Source organism: Hylemonella gracilis ATCC 19624, from assembly GCF_000211835.1.
Classification (GTDB): Bacteria; Pseudomonadota; Gammaproteobacteria; order Burkholderiales; family Burkholderiaceae_C; genus Hylemonella; species Hylemonella gracilis.
In genome coordinates this window covers 31,466-49,037 of record NZ_AEGR01000109.1, presented here as the reverse complement: position 1 = coordinate 49,037, position 17,572 = coordinate 31,466, and the positions used below count along the sequence as shown (strand labels likewise).

At 66.0% G+C, this 17,572-nt stretch carries 16 protein-coding genes; 6 read left to right on the top strand and 10 right to left on the bottom strand.

The genetic code is table 11. The features are described 5' to 3' along the window. Positions 1–11 precede the first annotated feature (11 nt). Positions 12–1,484, bottom strand: coding sequence for a chloride channel protein (locus HGR_RS16110; RefSeq protein ID WP_006299447.1), 1,473 nt, complete (start codon positions 1,482–1,484; stop codon positions 12–14). Positions 1,485–1,750: 266 nt separating this feature from the next. Between HGR_RS16110 and HGR_RS16105 the strand changes: the two genes are divergently transcribed. Next, positions 1,751–3,016, top strand: coding sequence for an MFS transporter (locus HGR_RS16105; RefSeq protein ID WP_006299446.1), 1,266 nt, complete (start codon positions 1,751–1,753; stop codon positions 3,014–3,016). A 137-nt stretch (positions 3,017–3,153) separates the two neighbouring features. Then, positions 3,154–3,708: a single-stranded DNA-binding protein gene (gene ssb, locus HGR_RS16100; protein WP_006299445.1), complete on the top strand. Its 555-nt coding sequence runs from the start codon at positions 3,154–3,156 to the stop codon at positions 3,706–3,708. A gap of 75 nt (positions 3,709–3,783) precedes the next feature. Here the strand turns inward: ssb and msrA are convergent, their stop codons facing one another. The 3 genes from msrA to HGR_RS16085 form a co-directional block, all read right to left on the bottom strand. Further along, complete coding sequence (gene msrA / locus HGR_RS16095; RefSeq protein WP_006299444.1) at positions 3,784–4,296, bottom strand: peptide-methionine (S)-S-oxide reductase MsrA; 513 nt, start codon at positions 4,294–4,296, stop codon at positions 3,784–3,786. A gap of 1 nt (position 4,297) precedes the next feature. Further along, positions 4,298–4,741, bottom strand: coding sequence for a peptide-methionine (R)-S-oxide reductase MsrB (gene msrB, locus HGR_RS16090; RefSeq protein ID WP_006299443.1), 444 nt, complete (start codon positions 4,739–4,741; stop codon positions 4,298–4,300). Between the two features lie 196 nt (positions 4,742–4,937). Next, a complete protein-coding gene (locus HGR_RS16085) occupies positions 4,938–5,570 on the bottom strand; it encodes a pyridoxamine 5'-phosphate oxidase family protein (RefSeq protein WP_006299442.1) in 633 nt (210 codons plus the stop codon). Between the two features lie 69 nt (positions 5,571–5,639). Here HGR_RS16085 and HGR_RS16080 point away from each other — a divergent pair, with 69 nt between their 5' ends. Next, the gene (locus HGR_RS16080) at positions 5,640–6,572 is read left to right on the top strand and encodes a LysR family transcriptional regulator (RefSeq protein WP_006299441.1); all 933 of its coding nucleotides are present in this window, start codon (positions 5,640–5,642) and stop codon (positions 6,570–6,572) included. Positions 6,573–6,734: 162 nt separating this feature from the next. On the opposite strand, the gene HGR_RS16075 is transcribed toward HGR_RS16080, so the two are convergent. The 6 genes from HGR_RS16075 to HGR_RS16050 form a co-directional block, all read right to left on the bottom strand. After that, entirely contained in the window at positions 6,735–7,397 is a 663-nt protein-coding gene (locus HGR_RS16075; protein WP_006299440.1) for a YitT family protein, read from the bottom strand. Between the two features lie 173 nt (positions 7,398–7,570). After that, positions 7,571–9,295: an FMN-binding glutamate synthase family protein gene (locus tag HGR_RS16070; RefSeq protein WP_006299439.1), complete on the bottom strand. Its 1,725-nt coding sequence runs from the start codon at positions 9,293–9,295 to the stop codon at positions 7,571–7,573. A 31-nt stretch (positions 9,296–9,326) separates the two neighbouring features. Next, positions 9,327–9,833, bottom strand: a complete 507-nt coding sequence (locus HGR_RS16065) for a CinA family protein (protein ID WP_006299438.1) — start codon at positions 9,831–9,833, stop codon at positions 9,327–9,329. 12 nt (positions 9,834–9,845) lie between these two features. Further along, positions 9,846–10,457, bottom strand: a complete 612-nt coding sequence (locus HGR_RS16060) for a phosphatidylglycerophosphatase A family protein (RefSeq protein ID WP_006299437.1) — start codon at positions 10,455–10,457, stop codon at positions 9,846–9,848. 33 nt (positions 10,458–10,490) lie between these two features. Beyond that, positions 10,491–11,252 carry a class II glutamine amidotransferase gene (locus HGR_RS16055; protein ID WP_006299436.1) on the bottom strand — a complete coding sequence of 254 codons (762 nt, stop codon included), beginning with the start codon at positions 11,250–11,252 and terminating at the stop codon, positions 10,491–10,493. An 18-nt stretch (positions 11,253–11,270) separates the two neighbouring features. Beyond that, on the bottom strand, positions 11,271–12,866 hold the full coding sequence (locus HGR_RS16050; protein WP_006299435.1) for an MFS transporter: 1,596 nt from the start codon (positions 12,864–12,866) through the stop codon (positions 11,271–11,273). A 184-nt stretch (positions 12,867–13,050) separates the two neighbouring features. Here HGR_RS16050 and HGR_RS16045 point away from each other — a divergent pair, with 184 nt between their 5' ends. From HGR_RS16045 to HGR_RS16035, 3 genes are all read left to right on the top strand, one after another. Further along, positions 13,051–13,344: a KTSC domain-containing protein gene (locus tag HGR_RS16045; RefSeq protein WP_006299434.1), complete on the top strand. Its 294-nt coding sequence runs from the start codon at positions 13,051–13,053 to the stop codon at positions 13,342–13,344. Between the two features lie 90 nt (positions 13,345–13,434). Then, positions 13,435–16,944, top strand: coding sequence for a BPTD_3080 family restriction endonuclease (locus HGR_RS16040; protein WP_006299433.1), 3,510 nt, complete (start codon positions 13,435–13,437; stop codon positions 16,942–16,944). Positions 16,945–16,966: 22 nt separating this feature from the next. After that, a complete protein-coding gene (locus HGR_RS16035; protein ID WP_138922574.1) occupies positions 16,967–17,572 on the top strand; it encodes a hypothetical protein in 606 nt (201 codons plus the stop codon).

Below are 17,572 nucleotides of genomic sequence, written 5' to 3'. Positions count from 1 at the left end.
CGCGCCGGGCTTCAACGGCGCGGCAGGTCCGCGCACGGGCGCGGTGGCGCCGAGGCCGGGGCGGCCGCAGTGGTCACAGTGTCCGGCGGCGGCCCCAGCACCGCCTTCACCATGTACTCTGCCAAGGCCAGGTAGAGCGAGCGGCTGATCAAGCGCGAAATCAGACTGGCCAGCATGGCCGCAGCCATCAGGCTGAGCACCATGGCGTGCCCGTCCACCATCTCCATCACGATGATGAAGGCGGTCAGCGGCGCTTGCGTCACGGCGGCCAGGAAGGCCGCCATGCCCATGGCGATCAGCGCCGGCGCCAAGCTGGTGGCGCCGTCCAGCGGAAACTGGGCCACGTTGTGGCCGATGCCCGCGCCGATGGACAAGGCCGGCGCGAAGATGCCGCCCGGCACCCCGGCCCAGGACGTGAGCCAGGTGGCGACGAACTTCAGCGTCACGTAAAAGGGCGCGGCCACGGCCTGCTCCTCGCCGGCTAGCATTTGGCGCACCGTTTCCGAGCCGGCGCCGAAGGTGGCGCCGCCGGTGACCAGGCCGATCACCGCCAGCACCAGGCCGAGCGCCATGCCGAAACGCACGGGCCAGCGCGCGCGCCAGCGGTTGAAGCGGCTGGGCGCGCCCGTGAGCGAGGCGATCAGCAGGCGGGCGAACAGCCCACCCAGCAGGCCACACGTCACCGTCACCAGCAGGCCGGGCAGTAGCATGTCCCAACCCTGGCGCGGCACGCGGATCACGCCGAAGTAGCTCAGGTTGCCGAAGGCCGACACGCTCATCAGCCCCGCCAGCACGATGGCCGCCAGCACCAAGCCGCTGCTGCGCGACTCCAGCTTGCGCGACAGTTCTTCGATGGCGAACACCACGCCGGCCAGCGGCGCGTTGAAGGCCGCCGCGATGCCGGCCGCGCCGCCCGCCACCAGAAGGGCCTGACGGTCGATGCCCGACCCCGGGCGCAACCACCGCTGCGCGTTCTGCATCACGCCCGCGGCCACCTGCACCGAGGGGCCCTCGCGGCCGAGCGACAGGCCGGCCAGCAGGCCTGCCGCGCCCAGTCCGATCTTGCTGATCGCCAAGCGGAGCGACACGAAACGGCGATGCGCGCCGGGCGGCAGCATCGGGTCCAGCGCCGCCATCACCTGAGGGATGCCCGAACCGGCCGCGCCCGGCGCGTAACGCCGGGTCAGCCAGACGATGCCGCCTGTGAGCAGCGGCATCCACAGCAGCACCGCCCAGGGCCAGGCGGCGTACAGGGCCTGAAAGAGGCTGAAGGCCCCGTCCGACAACAGCGTGAAGCCCACCACGGCCAGTCCCGCCACCACGGCGTGGGCCAGCACGATGGCGCGCTCCATCCACTGCCTGCCGTTGGACAGCTCGTTCTGGAAGTTCTGCAGGAAGTCGGTCTGCGGGTCGTGGTTCGGCGTGTCGTGCGCGCCGCTCAGGCGCTGGCCTGGGTTCGGACCGGGGGGCTGGGCGTCATGCATCGGGATCGGGGGAAACGGGCGAAATCGGATGGATGGGGGTGCTGCCGAGCCTCGGCGTCGATCCTCCGCGCAGGGCCCCTGCGCCGGTCCATTGTGACAGGCGAGATCATGGACAATGGCGGGCTGCGCTTTCGTCGCGCATCCGCGCCCCCGCTGTTCACCGTCTGCCCGTGTCGAGTTCTTCCCTGCCTCCCGTGTCTTCCGCGTCATCACCCGCCGCCTCCGTGCCAGCGGGCGATGCGGTGCCTGGGGCGGGGTCCAACGCCATGACGGCCACGGAGCGGCGCGCCAGCTTCTCACTGGCCGGCATCTTCGCCCTGCGCATGTTGGGCCTGTTCCTGGTGCTGCCCGTCTTCGCGCTGGAGGCCCGGCGCTATCCCGGCGGCGAGGACGTGGCCCTGGTCGGTCTGGCCATGGGCATCTATGGCCTCACGCAGGCCCTGCTGCAATTGCCCTACGGTCTGGCCTCGGACCGTTACGGTCGCAAGCGCGTCATCGTGCTGGGGCTGCTGGTGTTCGCGCTGGGCAGCTTGGTCGCCGCGTTGGCCGACCATTTGCTGGGCCTGCTGGTGGGCCGTGCCTTGCAAGGCGCGGGCGCGGTGTCGGCGGCCGTGTCGGCCCTGCTGGCCGACCAGACCCGCGACGCGGTGCGCACCAAGGCCATGGCCTTGGTCGGCGCCAGCATCGGGCTGATGTTCGCGCTGTCTCTCGTGCTGGCGCCGGTGCTCACGGCCTGGATCGGCCTGGGCGGCCTGTTCTGGTTCACCGCCCTGCTGGCCCTGGGCGGTGTGGCCGTGGTGATCTGGGTCGTGCCGCCCGAGGTGCCGGCTGTGCCCCAGGGCGCGCAGGCACGAGAAGGCGCGGCTGCCCCAGTGTCGTTGCGCGCGGGTCTGCGCGAGGTGTTGCGCCATCCCGGTCTGCTGAGGCTGGACGCGGGCGTCTTCCTCCTGCACGCCGTGCAACTCGCGATGTGGATGGCCGTGCCCGCCCTGCTGGTGCGCGCGGGCCTGGTGGCCGCTCACCATTGGTGGGTGTACCTGCCCGCGGTGCTGGCCTCCTTCTTCGTGATGATGGCCACCCTCTTTCCGCTCGAAAAACGCGGGTACCTGCGCGCGGTGTTCCTCGCCGCCATCGGCCTGATCGGCCTGACTCAATTGGGCCTGCTGGCGGCCGTCGCGGTGCTGCCCGAGTCCGTCTCGCTGGTCAGCGCCAGCGCCTGGCGCGAGTTGCTGGGCGTGCTCCTGCTGGGCTTGCTGCTGTTTGTTTTCTTCTGTGGTTTCAACGTGCTCGAAGCCACCCAGCCCAGCCTGGTCTCGCGCATCGCGCCGGCGCACGCGCGCGGCACGGCGCTGGGGGTCTACAACGCGGTGCAGTCGCTGGGCCTCTTCGTGGGGGGCGCGGGCGGGGGCTGGCTGGCCCGCCAGGGTGGGGCGTCGGCCCTGTTCATCGCCTGCACCGTGGCCATGGTCCTGTGGCTCTGGGTGGCCTGGCCCATGCAGGCGCCGGGGCGTGGCGACGCGGCAAACCGTTGAGGCCGCCGGCGCGGGCTCAAAGTGCGCCGAGTGTGAAACATCAGACCTGCCGGCCATCGGGCCGTTGGCGGGATAATCGCCCCCCATCACCCCAGACCCCGCATATTCAGGAATCCCGTAGGAATTAGGAGTTAGCCATGGCATCCGTCAACAAAGTCATCCTGGTCGGCAACTGCGGCCGCGACCCCGAAATCCGCTACCTGCCCTCGGGCGGTGCCGTGGCCAACATCAGCATCGCCACCACCAGCCGCCGCAAGGACCGCAATTCCGGGGAGATGGTGGAAGAAACGCAGTGGCACCGCGTCACCTTTTTCGAGCGCCTGGCCGAGATCGTGGGCGAATACGTCAAGAAGGGCACCCCCATCTACGTTGAAGGTCGCCTGACCTACCGCAAGTACACCGACAAGGACGGCATCGAGAAGAACGCCACCGACATCATCGCCAGCGAAATGCAGCTGCTCGGTGGGCGCCAAGGCATGGGCAGCCCGGACGAAGAAGGCGGGGGCGGGGGCTATGGTGGCGGCGCTAGCCGTGCACCCGCGCGCAGCGCGGCCCCGTCGGGGGGTGGTCAGCAGGGCGGCGGGTACCCCCGTCCCGCGGCCGCGCCCCAGCAGCGTCCGGCCCCCGCCGCCAAGCCCGCGCCGGCCGCGGGTTCGGGCTTTGATGACATGGACGACGATATCCCGTTCTAAGCCCAAGAGATCCGGCAGTTCGTCATCCGCCAAGCCCTTGCTCTGCACGAGCAAGGGCTTTTCTTTTTGACTGGCTCAGGCCGCTGCCGAGGTCCTGCGCGGCAGCACCCAGTCTGGCCGCGCGTAGTGGCAGGTGTAGCCCCCCGGGTGTTTTTCCAGGTAGTCCTGGTGCTCCGGCTCCGCTTCCCAGAAGTCGCCGACCGCTTCGACCTGCGTCACCACCTTGCCTGGCCACAGGCCCGAGGCCTCGACGTCCTGGATGGTGTCGAGCGCTTCGCGCCGTTGGGCGTCCGAGGTGAAATAGATCGCCGAGCGGTACGAGGTTCCGCGGTCATTGCCTTGCCGGTTGGGCGTGGTGGGGTCGTGGATCTGGAAGAAGAATTCCAGCAAGCGCCGGTAGCTCATCACGGCCGGGTCGAAGACGATCTCGATCGCCTCGGCATGCGTGCCGTGGTTGCGGTAGGTCGCGTTCGGCACGTCGCCGCCCGAGTAGCCCACCCGGGTCGACACCACACCAGGCATCTTGCGGATCAGGTCCTGCATGCCCCAGAAGCAGCCGCCAGCCAGCACCGCGCGTTCAGTCGCCATCTCAGATCTCCTTGACTTGGTTCAGGTAGTCGCCATAGCCCTGCGCTTGCATGTCGTCACGGTGGACGAAACGCAAGGAGGCCGAATTGATGCAGTATCGCAGCCCGCCGCGGTCTTTCGGACCATCGGGAAAGACATGGCCGAGATGGCTGTCGCCATGCGCCGAGCGCACCTCGGTGCGCACCATGCCGTGGCTGACGTCGCGCAGTTCGTTCACGTGCGCGGGAACGATGGGTTGTGTGAAGCTCGGCCAGCCGCAGCCCGACTCGAATTTGTCCGATGACGCGAACAAGGGCTCGCCCGAGACGATGTCGACGTAAATGCCCGGCTCGTGGTTGTGCAGGTATTCACCGGTGCCTGGGTACTCTGTTCCGTTGTGCTGGGTCACCCGGAATTGCTCCGGGGTGAGTCGGGCGATGGCTTCGGGTGACTTGGTGTACGTCATCTGGATTCCATTTCCTTTCGAGGTGGGGCGGAGTCTCTGCACATGGCCCCGCGCGGGGAATTTTCAAGCGGGTGTCTGGGGGTCTCTGCCTTGACGGGTGTGATCGTAGAACACGGCGGCGAGACACGCTCCGCCGTGCCGTGCTGAGCCCGACGCGCCAGTGTGAACAGGGGCGATCAAGCGTGATCAGGTGTGATCAGCCGCCCGGCGTAGAGCCCGCTTGGGCGAGCTGAGCCTCCAGCTGTGCGATGCGCTGGTCACGTTCGTCGAGCGCGCGCTGCACATCCTCGGCCTCGAATCGCTGCGGAATGTGCTGCGGGCAGTTCCAGTCGTAGGCCTCGATCCGGATCGTCATTTCGCGCCCGGGGTATTCTGGGTCCGTGGAGGCCTGCACGCTGAGTCGGCCCAGCAGTTTCAGGCGCCTGCGGCGCGTGTAGTCCATCAGCATCAGGGCCACGCGGTCATTGCGCGCGAGGTTGCCGACGCTGATGAACTGCCGGTTGCCGGGCACGTCGGTGAACACCAGGGTCCGCGCGTCGACCACGCGCAGGAAGCCTGGGCGGCCACCTCGGTGCTGCACATAGGGCCAACCCGTTTCCGACACGGTGGCCAGGTAGAAGCTGCGCTGGGCCTGGATGAAGGCGGCTTCCTGCGGCCCGAGTTCGGCATGGTCCAGCTCGCCGTCGGGCTCGAAGGCCCAAGCGTATTGCGCGCGGCTGCCGTCGCGGGCTTGGGCCGCGCGCACGGCGGGGGTGAACGTGATGTTGGCGTAGGCGTTGCTCATGTCGATCTCCAGGATGAATCCAGCAGGGGCGGGCGTCAGGAGCATTGTTTTTCATGCCGTCCAATTTGATAATTCGTCCAAATACAGAATCACTTTCTCATTACTTGGAAAGATATGGACCGCTTCGACGCCATCACCGCCTTTGTGGCGGTGGCCCGCAGTGGCGGCTTCTCGGCCGCGAGCCGTGCCTTGGGCATCCCGGTGGCCAATGTGAGCCGCAAGGTGGCCCTGCTCGAAGAGGCGCTGGGGGTGCGCTTATTCGTGCGGACCACCCGCCACGTGGCGCTGACCGACGGCGGCAAGCGTTACTTCGAGACCTGCAGCCGGGTCATCGATGCCATGCGGGAGGCCGACGAGGAGGTGAGCGGCGAGTACCGGGAACCCAAGGGTGATTTGGTGATCACGGCGCCGCTGGGCTTCGGCCAGCAGCATCTGCAGCCGGTGGTGCACGAGTTCTTGCGTGCCTACCCGCAGGTGAATGTCCAACTGCAATTGGATGACCGTGTCCTGCCGCTGGTGGAGGAGCATGTGGACTGTGCCTTGCGCATCGGCACCCTGGCCGACAGCAGTTTGGTGGCGCGCGAACTGGGCAGTATCCGGCTCGTGGTGTGTGCCGCGCCCGCGTACCTGGAAGCGCGCGGAACGCCGCTGGAGTTGTCAGCCCTCGCGGTCCACGACGGCATCAGCTGGACGGGCCTGGGCTTGCACAAGAGCTGGACGTTCACGCTGCGCCAGGGCGGCCAGCTCAGGGAGCAGCAAGTGCCGGTGCCGGTGCGCCTGGCCACGAGCACGCCGGAGTCCGCCCTGCAAGCCGCCATCGCCGGTCTGGGCCTGGTGCAGGCCACCAGCTACCAGGTGGCGCCGCACGTCGCGGCCGGACGTCTGGTGCCAGTGCTGACGGCCCATGACAGCGAGCCGCTGCCCGTGAGTTTGGTGTATCCCAGCAAACGGCTGATACCGCTGAAGTTGCGCGCCTTCCTGGACTTTGCCGCGCCGCGACTCGAACAACGTCTGACCGAAGTCAATGCCGTGATGGGTGGGCGCTGAGTCGCGGCCACGCGGCTCAGTGGCCAGTCGCCCTGCGGCACGACGGGACAGCACCACAGGTCAGCACGTCACTTCCACACGTCCATACGTCCACACACGTCTGATCGGCACCCGCGCTTGGGATGGAGGAGCGCACGAGAACGTGATGCCCCACGCGGGCCGTCACACACCCAGATAGCGCCCGGGCTTGTGGTTCAAGGCCAGGAAGGCCCCTAGCGCCAGCGCGCCCAGCACGGACTGCACCACGCGCTCGGGCGTGACGACGAAGAAGGCCATCAGCACGACGGGCAGGTCCACCGCGAGCTGCACCTTGCCGGCCGAGAAGCCGTGCTTCTGTTGCGCCCACTGGGCCAGGATGTTGACGCCGCCCACGCTGGCGTGGTGGCGCAGCAGGGCCAATAGGCCGAAGCCGATCAGCAGGCCGCCCAGCACGGCGGCCAGCCAGGGATTGATCTGGTCGAACTGCAGCACCTTGGGCGCCAGCGCCGTGAAGATGGACACCGCCGCCACCGAGCCCAGGCTCTTGAGCGTGAACTCCAGCCCCAATTGCTTCCAGGACAACCAGAAGAAGGGCAGGCTGAACAGGAAGAAGCACAGACCCAGGTTCCAGCCAAAGGCATAACTGGCCAGGAAGGCCAGACCGGCCACGCCGCCGATCAGGATGCCAGCGTGCTTGAACATCACCAGCCCCAGGGCGACGAAGAGCACGCCCGTGGTCAGGGCGATGGCGTCTTCCAGCCAGGTGTGGGGCACGGCGGGCAGGGGGCTGGGGGCGGCGTTGGGGGCCGAGCCTGGGGAGGCCGGGGACGCAGGGTCGATTTTCATGACGGGTTCGTGAGCCTGGGGCAGCTGCGGGATAAGCAACAGGGTGCGGCCGGGTGGGCCGCAGGTCGGACAACGGGGCACCCGTCCTGGGTTGCAGGGCGGGCACGGACGAAATTAGACACCGAAATCGCCGAGCCCGAAGGGTGCCCGCCCTGTACCGTCGCCGCGGCGTGTCAGAGCGTGAACCGGTCCGAGCGGGCGCGCGGCCAGTAGTAGCGGTAGACGTTGTGCAGTTTGTCCAGCTTGGACGCGTCCAGCAGGGCGCCCTCTTCCAGCTGGGTGACCAGGTTGGACAGCAGGCGCACGTCGTTCTCGTCCACCCGGCGCACGATGTGGTGGGCCGTGATTTCGTTGGGGTGCCGCAGCCCGGCGGCCTGCACCAGCTCCTTGAGCGCGTGCATCGTGTTGTGGTGGAAGCGGTAGACCCGCTCGGCCTTGTCCGGCACCACCAGGGCGCGCTGGCGCAGCGGGTCTTGCGTGGTCACGCCCGTGGGGCAATGGCCGGTGTGGCAGGCCTGCGCCTGGATGCAGCCCAGCGCGAACATGAAGCCGCGCGCCGCGTTGCACCAGTCCGCGCCCATGGCCAGGGTGCGCGCGATGTCAAAGGCGCTGACCACCTTGCCCGCCGCGCCCACGCGGATGCGCCCGCGCAGGCCCGCGCCCTTGAGTGTGTTGTGCACCAGCAGCAGGCCCTCTTGCAGCGGCGCGCCCACGTGGTCGGAAAACTCCAGCGGCGAAGCGCCCGTGCCGCCCTCGGCGCCATCGACCACGATGAAGTCCGGCAGGATGCCCGATTCCAGCATGGCCTTGACGATGCCGAACCACTCCCAGGGGTGGCCCACGCAGAACTTGAAGCCCACCGGCTTGCCGCCCGAAAGTTCACGCAACTGCTCGATGAACTGCAGCAGCCCCAGCGGCGACGAAAACGCGCTGTGCGACGGCGGTGAAATGCAGGCTTGGCCTTGTGGCACCCCGCGCGCGGCAGCGATTTCCGCCGTCACCTTGGCCGCCGGCAGGATGCCACCGTGCCCGGGCTTGGCGCCTTGGCTGAGCTTGACCTCGATCAGCTTCACCTGCGGGTCGCGTGCTTGGGCCGCGAAGCTCTGCGGGTCGAAGGTGCCATCGGGGTGGCGGCAGCCGAAGTAGCCCGAGGCGATCTGCCAGATCAGGTCACCGCCATGCACGCGGTGGTGCGCGGAGATGGAGCCCTCGCCCGTGTCGTGCGCGAAGCCGCCGCGCTGGGCGCCCGCGTTGAGCGCGAGGATGGCGTTGGCCGAGAGCGAGCCGAAGCTCATGGCCGAGATGTTGTAGACGCTGGCGTTGTAGGGGCGCTTGCGCCCCTCGCCGATGAGCACGCGGAAGTCTTGGCCCTCGATGCGCGTGGGCGCCATGGAGTGGTTGATCCACTCGTGCCCATTGCGCGACACGTCCAGCAGCGTGCCGAAGGGGCGGTTGTCCGGCACGCCCTTGGCGCGCTGGTAGACCAGGGAGCGCTGCGCGCGCGAAAAAGGCGCCGCCTCGTTCTCGCCCTCGATGAAGTACTGGCGGATCTCGGGCCGGATGAACTCCAGCAGAAAACGCAGATGGCCCAGCAGCGGGTAGTTGCGCAACACCGCGTGGCGCGTCTGCACCAGGTCGCGCAGGCCGATGGCCGACAGCACCCCGCCCACGATGGCGAGCCACAGCGGCCAGCCCAGCAGGCCCAGCACCTGCAGCCAGCCCAGCGCCGCCGCTCCGCTGCCCAGGCCCGCGTTGCCGGGGGCCTCGGCGCTGAACTCCATGAAAGCCGCCCAGTCCCGCGCGCACAGCCCCAGGCCGATCAGCAGGGCCAGCAGGCTCAGGCCGAGCGTGGCATGGCGCAGCAGCAGGCGGATGTGCTCGTTGATCGCTTGGCGCATGGCCATCTCCTTGCGCGTTGGGTGGGTGTTCTCAGGCAAATTCAGCCAGGGTGGCGAGCAGGCCACGCAAGGCGTGTTCGGTGGCGGCGGCGCGCACGGCGGCGCGATCCCCGGGCAGTTGCCGCCGCTCGGTGCGCAGCAGCAGGGGCGTGTCGGTACCTAGCCGGGCGCCCCAGCCGAACCAGACCGTGCCCACCGGCTTGTCGGCGCTGCCCCCCGTGGGGCCAGCAATGCCCGTGATGGCGACGGAGAGTTGGGCGCCCGAACGGGCCAGGGCCCCCGCCGCCATGGCCCGCGCCACCGGCTCGCTGACGGCGCCGTGCGCTTCGATCAGCGCCGCGTCCACGCCCAGCAGTTCGGTCTTGGCCGCGTTGGAATAAGTGACGAAGCCGCGTTCAAACCAAGCGCTCGACCCGGCCAGGTCCGTGCAGGCCGCGGCCACCAAGCCCCCGGTGCAGCTTTCCGCCGTGGCCAGCATCCAGCCGCGCGCCTGCAGTTGCGCCGCGACTTGTTCGACCAAGGTGGGCGGCAGGCTCATGCGTTCAGCCGTTCAGAAAAAGTAACGCCAGAGCGCCAACAGCATCAGCGTGCAGAAGGCCGCCACCAGGTCGTCGAGCAGGATGCCCCAGCCCACCTTGGTCCAGCCCCAGCGCGCCCGCGCGGGCTTGAGGTGCTCGTACAGGCGGTCGGCCCAGCCCACGGGGCCGGGCTTGACCGCGTCGAAGAAGCGGAACAGCCCGAAGGCCGCCAGTTGTTCCCAGATGTTGGCGGGCATCAGTAGCCACAGCACCAGCCAGAAGGCCACGATCTCGTCGATGACCACGCAGCGCGGGTCGCTGTTGTGCAGGTGCTTGGCCGTGAGCGCGCCCGCCCACCAAGCCACCGGCAAGGCAATCGCCAGCAGCAGGGCCCAGCGGGCCTCGGTCATCCAGGGCTGCAGCACCAGGAAGGCCGCCCAGGCCCAGAGCGTGCCCACCGTGCCGGGCGCCTTGGGCGACAAGCCCGAGCCCAGGCCCAGCGCCAGCACGTGGGCCGGGTGTGTCAGCAGAAAGCGCCCATTGGCGCGCACCGCGCGCAGTTGCGCGCCTTCATGCCAGTTCGGCAGCGTGGGCAGGGAATCTTGGAAGTCCGAATCCGGCGCGGATTCTTGGGGTGTAGCCATGGGGGTGAATTATGAAAGCGAAAACGGCCGTCTTCACACCGGTGCGCCGTCCACGAACACTTTCAATTCGCCTGGGGTCAGGGGTATCCAGGTTTCGTCCTGGGTCAGCGGCGTGGTCGCCACCACGGCCACCCGGTCGGCCGGCGTGGTCAGCTCGGCCAGGTTCAGGCTCAGGTCGTCGTCGCTCAGCGTCACGCGCCCGAAAGGGTGCTGGCGCAGCGCGTAGCAAAGCTTGGTCGAGGCATGCGCCCAGAGCGCTTCGCCGTTGCTGAACAGGAAGTTGAAGACGCCGTGGCGCGCGATGCGCGGCACCAGCTCGCCCAGGGTCAGGGTGAGGTCGGCCACGCTGGGCACGGTGGCGTGCGCCTTGGCCAGTTCCTGCATCAGCCAGCAAAAGGCGCGCTCGCTGTCGGTCTCGCCCACCGGGCGAAAGCCGCCGTGCAGGCGCGGCGCGTAGTCCTTCAGGTCCCCGTTATGGGCGAACACCCAGTAGCGGCCCCACAGCTCGCGCACGAAGGGGTGGCAGTTTTGCAGCGTCACCGCGCCCTGGGTGGCCTTGCGGATGTGGGCGATGACGTTGCGACTCTTGATGGGGTAACGGCGGATCAGCTCGGCCACGGGCGATTCGGCCGCGGCTTGATGGTCCACGAAATGGCGCACGCCCTTGTCTTCGAAGAAGGCGATGCCCCAGCCGTCCTTGTGGTGGTCGGTGCGCCCGCCGCGCTCGGCGAAGCCGGAAAAGCTGAACATCACGTCCGTGGGCGCGATGCAATTCATCCCCAAGAGCTGGCACATGGCGGACGGGTCTCGGTCTCAGTTCGCGCCAGATGGCGAGGTGGGTGTGGGCGGGGGTGCGGCCGGGCGCGGCGTGCTCTTCATGCGCCAGGCCGCCACCATGGCCACCACGCAGAGCAGGGCCAGCATCAGAAAGGCTTCGTCGAACGCCGCCAGCCGGGCCGGGCTGCTGCCCGCCTGCTTGAGGCTGTCGCCGTGCACGGCGATGCGCCACTCCAGCACGATGCCGCACAAGCTGACGCCGATGGAGCCGCCCAGCATGCGGATGAAGTTGATGGCGCTGGACGCCTGCGAGATCAGCTTGGGCTCCAGCCCGGACATGGCGCCGTTGTTCAGCGAGGGCAGGATGAAGCCCAGGCCAATGCGCCCCAGCACCGCCCAAGTCACCAGCGAGAAGATGGCCGCGCCCATGCCCAGCGTGAGCATCAGCGCGAAAGACGCCGCCAGCAGGCCCAGACCCGCGCAGATCAGCACGCGAATCGGCACGCGGTCCGACAGGCGCCCCGCCAGCGGAATCGTCACCGCCAGCACCAGACCTGCCGGCAGCATGATGGTGCCCACGTAGGCCGCCGACAGGCCCTGCGCCATCTGGATGTAGAGCGGCAGCAAGTAGGTGGAACCGAACAAGGCCGTGCCGTAGATGAAGGCCACCAGGCTGCCCGCCGCGAAAGAGCGTGAACTGAACAACGCCGGGTGCATCAGCGGTTGGCCACCGCCCTTGCCGCCACCCGCGCCGCCCGTTGTGGCCCCCGTTGCGCTACCTGTCGCGCTACCCACGGCGTCCCCCTGCGCGGCGCTCCGCACCTGCCGGTGCTGCCAAGCCCAAAAGACACTCAGGCAGACCGCGGCCAGGCCCAGCAGCGTCCAGGCCTGGGTGTGGTCCGTGCCATGCAGCGCCACCATGCCGTTGATCAGCGCCACCGTGCCCACGCCCGACACCAGCAGTCCCGGCCAATCCAGCCGGTTGCCGTGCCGGTCCGGCGCCACGCCGCCCGGCGCCGAGACGGGCACGTAACGGTAGGCCAACCACAGCGCCGCGATGCAGAAGGGCACGACCATGAAGAAGATGGAACGCCAGCCGAAGCCGCTGACCAACAAGCCGCCGATGCTGGGGCCAATGGCCGGCGCCAGCACCACGCCCATGCCGAAGATGCCGCCCGCTCGCCCGCGTTCGTGCGGCGCGAAAGCACGCATGATGATGATGGGTGGAATCGGCTGCACCACGCCCGCCGCGATGCCTTCCACCACGCGCGAGGCCAGCACCAGCTCAAAGGTGTTGGACAAGCCGCCCACCACGCCTCCGCCCAGCAGCATCACCATCGCGACCACGTAGGTGCGCCGGTAACCGAACGCCGAGAGCAGCCAGGGCGTGCACAGCATGGACACCGTGGTCGCGATCATGAAACCCGAGCTGGCCCATTGCGCGCGCTCCTGCCCCAGGTGGAAGTGGTGGCTCAGATCAGGAATCGCCACGTTGATGATGGTGGACGACATGATGGACGCCATCGTCCCGATCATCACGGCCAGCAGCAAGCGCCAGCGGTAGTTCTCGCCGTAATGGGCTTGCATCTCGGCCAGCGTGGCCGGGCGTGGGGTCGTTGGGGTGGTGCTCATGTGCAAGCCTCGGTTGCGCCGCCGCGGCCGATCCGCGCCTGCGGGGGGCGGTGTGGTTCGTCGTCACGGCGGGCCATGGTGGGGCGAGAGTTTGCCATGGCGGCGGAGAATGGCGGCCAAGTCCGATACAGCCCCTTTCAGCACCGCACAGCTTGCGCTCGACATCTAAACCCCTACACACCTCATGACCCTGCACACCCGCACCTTCACCAGCGGCCGCATCCGACGGGCCGATTACGACGACACCAGCCAGCAACTGGACCTGCACCGCGACGACAAGACGGTGCTGGTCTACAAACAAGTGCCGAAGGAAGTCTTCCGCCGGCTGTGCAGCGCGCCGAACCCGACCACGTATTGGGAGGACCGGATTGCGGAGGAGTATCCGAAGGAGGTGGCGATGGGGAGGAGTGACGGCAAGGGAGGTAGCGGCGAGGAATCGGAAGTGGCGCAGAAACTCAGAGGGTTGTTTGGGGAGTAAACGTAGGTCGTTTACTTAGAATGGAAAACAAAACAAACGATCTCATTTGGCGTCCGGGGTGGCGGCAAACTTTAAGGGAGTCAAATTCGCGTGTCGTCAGAATTCTTCAACAAGCCCATCCTCAACTCGCCGTACGCCTATCCTGGGCGGCATTGGGAGTTGGACGCCAGTGGGCAACCTACCCAGCGCATCAAGGATTCCCGGCGTAGGGCTGAGTTCATCACCCCCATTCCCAAACCCAAAAAGCTGAAGGGCCAGGCCCAGCAGACCGAGCTTGGGCTGGGCAGCGAGGTTTCGGATGAGCATCAGCAATATCACTCGGCCATCATCAACGGCGTGCGAGCCGAAGTGGACAAATGGCGCGCCATTCCCAATCCCGCCGATTGGGGTGTGACGCCCGAAACCGCCCGCCTGCTCCAGCACTGGCGGAGCCATCCATTCAGCGGGGTGCGGCCCTTCTTCTGCCAGGTGGAGGCGGTGGAAACCGCGATTTGGCTGACCGAAGTCGCCCCCAACCGGGGGAAGGCCGGGCAGACCTTTCTAGACCATCTGCAAGGCGCCAACGCCGACGCCAACCCAGGTTTGATGCGACTCGCGCTCAAGCTGGCCACCGGTGCCGGCAAGACCACGGTCATGGCCATGCTCATCGCCTGGCAGACCGTCAACGCCGTGCGGCGCCCCACCAGCAAGAAGTTCACGCGCGGATTCCTGGTGGTGGCTCCGGGACTCACCATCAAGGATCGGCTGCAAGTCCTGCAGCCGCATGACCCGAATAGCTACTACGCCAGCCGCGAACTCGTGCCCAGTGACATGATGGCCGACCTGGGCAAAGCCAAGATCGTCATCACCAACTACCACGCCTTCAAGTTGCGCGAGCGCATGGAGTTGTCCAAGGGCGGGCGCCTGCTGTTGCAAGGCCGAGGTGGTGAAGAGCTCAATACGCTGGAGACCGAGGGCCAGATGCTGCAACGTGTCATGCCTGAACTCATGGGCTTGTCCAGCGTCATGGTCATCAACGACGAGGCCCATCACTGCTACCGCGAAAAGCCTAAGGCGGAAGTCGCCGAGACGGACGAGGAACTTTCTGGCGACGAGAAGAAAGAAGCCGAGGAGAACAACGAAGCCGCTCGCCTGTGGATTTCCGGTTTGGAAGCCGTGAACCGCAAGCTGAGCGTCACGCGTGTCATGGACCTCTCGGCCACGCCCTTCTTCCTGCGCGGATCGGGTTATGTGGAGGGCACTCTTTTCCCCTGGACCATGAGCGACTTCTCCCTCATGGATGCCATCGAATGCGGCATTGTCAAACTACCCCGCGTGCCCGTTGCCGACAATCTGCCCGGTGCCAGCAAGGATGATCTGCCGGTGTTCCGCAACCTTTGGGAAAACATTCGCAAGGACATGCCCAAAAAGGGCCGGGGCAAGTCCGAGGGGCTGGACCCGCTCAAGTTGCCCACCCGCCTGCAGACCGCGCTGGAAGCTCTGTACGGCCACTACCAACTGACTTACGAGTTGTGGAGCAAGGCGGGCATCACCGTGCCCCCTTGCTTCATCGTGGTGTGCAACAACACGTCCACATCCAAGCTGGTCTACGACTACATATCTGGCTTTCAGCGCCAGAACGCCGACGGCACCCCCACTGTGGTCAACGGTCGCTTGAGCCTGTTCCGCAACTATGACGATGCGAACCGGCCACTGCCGCGTCCGCGGACACTTCTGATTGATAGCACGCAACTGGAATCCGGTGAGGCCTTGGATGACAACTTCCGTGCCATGGCGGGGCCGGAGATTGAGCAGTTTCGTCATGAAATCTTGGAACGCGGCGGCAAACTGGCCGATGAGTTGAAGAGCGGCAAGGAACTGGACGACGCGGCCATCCTCCGCGAAGTGATGAACACGGTGGGCAAACCCGGCAGGCTGGGCGAATCCATCCGCTGCGTGGTCTCCGTCTCCATGCTCACCGAGGGGTGGGACGCCAACAACGTGACGCATGTCTTGGGCGTGCGTGCCTTCGGCACCCAGTTGCTGTGTGAACAGGTGATTGGCCGCGCCTTGCGCCGTCAGTCTTACGACCTCAATGACGAGGGGCTGTTCAACGTCGAATACGCCGATGTGCTCGGCATCCCCTTCAACTTCAACGCTGAGCCGGTCGTCGCCCCGCCGCAACCGCCGCGCGACACGGTGCAGGTCAAGGCTGTCAAACCTGATCGGGAGCATCTGGAAATACGGTTCCCTCGCGTGGAGGGTTATCGGGTGGAGTTGCCCGAAGAGCGCATCACCGCGCATTTCACGGAAGACTCCATGCTCAGACTCACGCCTGAGCTGGTGGGGCCGTCCCGCGTACACAACGCCGGGATCATCGGGGAAGGTGTTGATCTGGATCTGAGTCATCTAGAAGGTATGCGACAGCCCACGCTGCTCATGCACCTCACCAAGCATCTGCTCAGCACCCAGTACCGCGATCCCAATGGTGAGTTGAAGCTGCACCTCTTCGGTCAACTCAGGCGCATTGCCAAGGAGTGGTTGGACCAGCACCTTGTCTGCCTGGGCAATACCTTCCCAGCCCAGCTGATGTACTTTCAGTTGGCCGATATGGCCTGCGAGAAGATCACGGCAGCCATCAATCGGGCGCACATCGAGGCGGGTGACAGCCGCATTCGTGCCCTGCTTGACCCGTACAACCCGGTGGGCACGACTCGTTATGTGAACTTCAACACTTCCAAGACGACGCGCTGGGACACGAGTGGGATGTCGGTGGGTGGCCCCAAGTGCCACCTCAACTGGATCATCACCGACAGCGACTGGGAGGCCGAGTTCTGCCGCGTCGCCGAGGCCCACCCTCAAGTGCTGGCCTATGTGAAGAACCACAACCTTGGTTTTGAAGTGCCCTACCTCATGGCGGGCGAGGCACGCCGTTACCGGCCGGATTTCATTTTGCGTGTGGACGATGGCCATGGGCCGGACAAACCGCTGAACCTCATTGTCGAAATCAAGGGCTATCGGGGCGAAGACGCCAAGGTCAAGAAAGAGACGATGCAGGTCTATTGGCTGCCCGGCGTCAACGCCCTGGGCACCCATGGCCGCTGGGCGTTTGCCGAATTCAGCGAGGTCTATGCGATGGAGCAAGACTTGGCTGAGAAATTGAAAGCCGAACTTGCCAGGATAGTTGACCAGTTGTCCGAAGGAATATCCTCTGAACTGGAGATGTTGCGCAATCGATCCAGTGCACTAATTCAACAAAGTTTCGGTGCACTTCCGATTCCCACCGGTGTGAACCAAGCCATCTGGAGCATTCTCTCTAAGACCGATAACCATGAATTACGGATCAGTGATTTGCGGCGCATTTCGCAAACCGTTGGTTGTTCAGAGGGGGATGTGCTTGCGGTCCTGGCAGCGCTCACAAGACAAGGCGCTGGCACACTTGCTTTGGGGCTGGTTGCGCAGTCGACCAATACGCCGGTTCCACTGAAAGAGTTCATTGACAAACTCACGGCCTGGCACAGGAAAAAGACGTTGTCGGACGAAGAATGGGATCAATGGGCTTCCACTGTAAGTATGCGATGGAAGCCGAGCGTGGGAAAGGGGGGGCCTCGTGGTGAATAGAGTCGACAGTGTTGCAGGATATGTGGAAGCTTTGCAGAGAAAAGCGCCCGAGTATTTGGCCCTCCTGACAGCCAGGAACGACGAGGAGTTTGATGCCGCCCTCGATGTTCTCTTGGCGCAAGCGATTGCAGGGCTTGAAGCGAACAGCAGGAATTTTGCAGGGCTTGGCGAAGTGGGGCTGACCGGTGTGCTTGCAATGGCCCTGTCGATTCCAGGGCTGACAGTCACACAAGAAGCAAATTCCAATGGTCACGTCGATATGACCATTGTTGCGGATCACTCCTATCCAATGCGCAAGCGGCTGGGAGAAGCCAAGATTTATGACGGGCCTCAGAAGCACTTCGATGGCTTGGAGCAATTGCTCGTCAGGTATACGACGGGGCGTGAGGGGCGTGGCTTGCTGATTGCCTATTTTCTGAGCCAGAACATTGCAGGCCTGGTCGACAGACTTCGTGAACGTATGGACGAGGAATTGCCGCTGCAGCAGCAAGGAGCGACGATCGATCACCCAATCAGGTGGTCGTTCCTTTCCAAGCATCTACATTCCTGTGGAGAAGCGTTGGCTGTTGAACATGTCGCATGCAACCTTCACCCGGGCCGCAACTCAAACAACTCCACGCAGATCTGA

What these genes read in the sequence shown, in the direction of transcription:
- HGR_RS16110 (WP_006299447.1), bottom strand. Translation starts at nt 1,484, where the DNA reads ATGCATGACGCCCAGCCCCCCGGTCCGAACCCAGGCCAGCGCCTGAGC.
- HGR_RS16105 (WP_006299446.1), top strand. Translation starts at nt 1,751, where the DNA reads ATGACGGCCACGGAGCGGCGCGCCAGCTTCTCACTGGCCGGCATCTTC.
- ssb (WP_006299445.1), top strand. Translation starts at nt 3,154, where the DNA reads ATGGCATCCGTCAACAAAGTCATCCTGGTCGGCAACTGCGGCCGCGAC.
- msrA (WP_006299444.1), bottom strand. Translation starts at nt 4,296, where the DNA reads ATGGCGACTGAACGCGCGGTGCTGGCTGGCGGCTGCTTCTGGGGCATG.
- msrB (WP_006299443.1), bottom strand. Translation starts at nt 4,741, where the DNA reads ATGACGTACACCAAGTCACCCGAAGCCATCGCCCGACTCACCCCGGAG.
- HGR_RS16085 (WP_006299442.1), bottom strand. Translation starts at nt 5,570, where the DNA reads ATGCTCCTGACGCCCGCCCCTGCTGGATTCATCCTGGAGATCGACATG.
- HGR_RS16080 (WP_006299441.1), top strand. Translation starts at nt 5,640, where the DNA reads ATGGACCGCTTCGACGCCATCACCGCCTTTGTGGCGGTGGCCCGCAGT.
- HGR_RS16075 (WP_006299440.1), bottom strand. Translation starts at nt 7,397, where the DNA reads ATGAAAATCGACCCTGCGTCCCCGGCCTCCCCAGGCTCGGCCCCCAAC.
- HGR_RS16070 (WP_006299439.1), bottom strand. Translation starts at nt 9,295, where the DNA reads ATGCGCCAAGCGATCAACGAGCACATCCGCCTGCTGCTGCGCCATGCC.
- HGR_RS16065 (WP_006299438.1), bottom strand. Translation starts at nt 9,833, where the DNA reads ATGAGCCTGCCGCCCACCTTGGTCGAACAAGTCGCGGCGCAACTGCAG.
- HGR_RS16060 (WP_006299437.1), bottom strand. Translation starts at nt 10,457, where the DNA reads ATGGCTACACCCCAAGAATCCGCGCCGGATTCGGACTTCCAAGATTCC.
- HGR_RS16055 (WP_006299436.1), bottom strand. Translation starts at nt 11,252, where the DNA reads ATGTGCCAGCTCTTGGGGATGAATTGCATCGCGCCCACGGACGTGATG.
- HGR_RS16050 (WP_006299435.1), bottom strand. Translation starts at nt 12,866, where the DNA reads ATGAGCACCACCCCAACGACCCCACGCCCGGCCACGCTGGCCGAGATG.
- HGR_RS16045 (WP_006299434.1), top strand. Translation starts at nt 13,051, where the DNA reads ATGACCCTGCACACCCGCACCTTCACCAGCGGCCGCATCCGACGGGCC.